A 2,358-nucleotide genomic window follows, 5' to 3' on the forward strand; every position below is an offset into this window, starting at 1 on the left:
CTTCATCGAGTTCTCCTTGCCTCTAGGATAAAAGAGAACTCACTTGCCAGATGGCTACAAGAAACGTCTCAGGTCAGCCTCAACTCATCACACAAACAGCAAGGGCCGCTCACGCGGCCCTTCTGGCACTTAACTACTAATCCCCAAGCAACTTTACTTTTTCTTGATTGATAGCGATCACGTCAACGTGATTCTCACACGAAAAGTTCGATATCGAATCTTGCAGATGCACGTGTTCAGCATCATTGGAGTCCATTTCGTAAGCCGCATTAATCAGGAATACACCAAGAGCCCTAATTACCTCCGGCTTGGCAAGGATGGAAATCTCATCCAGCCTCAACGGCCTATCGTCGCCTTCCTGGGTTCCAAAAATATTCACTTCACCGAGATCAGTCATAGATCGAAACCCTTTTCACGCAAACCATCTTTCTCCGTTCGCGTCAGCCCAGAGACGCCCCGCGCGACCCGTGGCTCTGCGCGTCATCCTTATTCACGACAATCTCCTGCTTTCTGGACTTGCATTGGCAGTGAGCATGAACTTGTTGGTTCGTATTCCCCACTGACCGGATCGGGCCAGGCCTAACGGATCAACCCACTGCACCGGATCCGGCCCGTACTGGTGGACGTTGATCCCGCCTGCGAGCCCGATCGGGTCCTTGCTAACGAACCGACCGCTGCTCGGATCGTAGTACCGATGCCGGTTATAGATCGTTGCCCGTGATGCGGCCGTCGCGGATGCTGGTCAGTCCTGACACGAGATCGCTAGCCAGTGGTTTGACTTCATCCTCAGCTAGCGCACCGAGTGGCACAACAACGAAACGTTCGCCCCTTGGGAGATCCAGAGCAAAGCAGTAATCCCCACCGTCCGTACCGATGCCCACGAAACCTCTGCCCATGCGCGTCGTGATCGAGTACAAGGCATTGAGTTCGACGGCCTGCACGACGGTCCACATGGACAGATAGAGGTCACCAACTTCGCCCTCGCCCCCATCCGACCACGCAAGGAAGTCCTTATAGTCCAGTGGGAGCGAGACGCCTAGCGTAGTTTCCAGGCTCGCGATTTCTGCAAGGTTGGACGGGGCGCTTCTGCGAAAGCCAACGCCCAGTAACGCGGTGAAGTCCGTCATTTGATGAGTTTGTCGAAGTATTTGTACGCTGCCGCGACGCCTCCGCAACGCGTGCCGACAGCAAGCGATTGAATTCGCCCTACTCGTATTCCTGCTCACTTGCACTTCTATTTACACCATTTTTTTATATCTATCAATTGAAGCCCATTCATCTCAAAAAAATCGAAATCAACAACCAATGACATGTCAGTCGATATAAAAACAAGATCATTCAATATCTCACCTCCAAACTCGACCACCACATTCAGAATTTCCATCGCCCCCACCTTCAGCAAGCCGCAATATTTCCAGTCCTCGTCGACCAAAACATAAAAACCGCCCCCGAAATTCCGAATATCTGACAATTGAGAATGAAGCTCTCCCGCAGGAATCCGGATTTTTTCTTGCCGAAGATCAGCACAAGTTAGTCTGAATCCATCCAAAATTGAATCCGTCTCCTCAAGGGATAGCAATTCTGGACGAGCAAGAGATGGAAATAACACCGCCACCTTGGAAAGGTACGTGCCTAAAATCTTCTTTTCGTTGGCCCTCCTGAAAAGAAGCTCCTTCCGGTACTCACTCACATGGTTCTCGCTCATTGCCCCCCCGTAATAAGCCTTTCCTTTCGGATTAGCTATTTTAGGTCGACCATAGTCATTCATCCGCGTGTCGCCGCTGATTGGATCGATCTTTACCTTGCCCGCCTCCCAGTGGGGATCGTCAAGGTGGCTCACATCCATCGTTTGTTGCTGGACAGTGGCCTGAATTTTTCCTCCACCTGCTTGTGGAATTTCATAACGATACTCCCGGCCAGATGCGTTCTTTGATTAACCGATTGGTTGTTGGCTCGTCGGAATACCTGCCTGCCGCATTGCTTCGCGACGAGCTGCTCTCGAGGTTAGACAACGAGCCAATCCAAGTGGATCGATCCATCCCGTCGAGTTCGGTGCGTATTGATAGACGTTGATCCCGCCCGCGAGCCCGATCGGGTCCTTCGACACGAAACGCCCCGATGTCGGATCGTAATACCGATGCCGGTTGTAGTGCAGTTCCTAGCCCGCGAAGCGCGGCGGGCACCCCAAGCCTTATACGACGCTTCCCACACGACATCGCCGTCGTCATCCGTCAGCAACTGCGGCGTCCCGATCTGATCGCAGCGGTAATAGAACGGCACTGCGTCACCCCGCCGCTCCGGCATCTTCTGCAGCGGATCATCCTCCGGAACGTAGCGGTCGGTACTCTTCCACTCCGG

At 53.0% G+C, this 2,358-nt stretch carries 3 protein-coding genes and 2 pseudogenes; all 5 read right to left on the reverse strand.

Annotated elements, in window-relative coordinates; translation table 11 throughout:
• Positions 1 to 136: 136 nt before the first annotated feature.
• Positions 137 to 397, reverse strand: a complete 261-nt coding sequence (locus DID98_RS35330) for a hypothetical protein (protein ID WP_124572236.1) — start codon at positions 395 to 397, stop codon at positions 137 to 139.
• Between the two features lie 174 nt (positions 398 to 571).
• Positions 572 to 706 (reverse strand): annotated as a pseudogene (locus DID98_RS36700) (RHS repeat-associated core domain-containing protein); the annotation flags it as partial.
• Positions 702 to 1,127, reverse strand: a complete 426-nt coding sequence (locus tag DID98_RS35340; protein WP_124572237.1) for an SMI1/KNR4 family protein — start codon at positions 1,125 to 1,127, stop codon at positions 702 to 704. The pseudogene DID98_RS36700 and the gene DID98_RS35340, both read right to left, overlap by 5 nt.
• Positions 1,128 to 1,234: 107 nt before the next feature.
• The gene (locus DID98_RS35345; protein ID WP_124572238.1) at positions 1,235 to 1,846 is read right to left on the reverse strand and encodes a hypothetical protein; all 612 of its coding nucleotides are present in this window, start codon (positions 1,844 to 1,846) and stop codon (positions 1,235 to 1,237) included.
• Positions 1,847 to 2,014: 168 nt separating this feature from the next.
• Positions 2,015 to 2,358 (reverse strand): annotated as a pseudogene (locus tag DID98_RS36560) (RHS repeat-associated core domain-containing protein); the annotation flags it as partial.

Origin of the sequence: Burkholderia sp. Bp8984 (assembly GCF_003853755.1) — a bacterium.
In the GTDB taxonomy this organism is placed as follows: Bacteria; Pseudomonadota; Gammaproteobacteria; order Burkholderiales; family Burkholderiaceae; genus Burkholderia.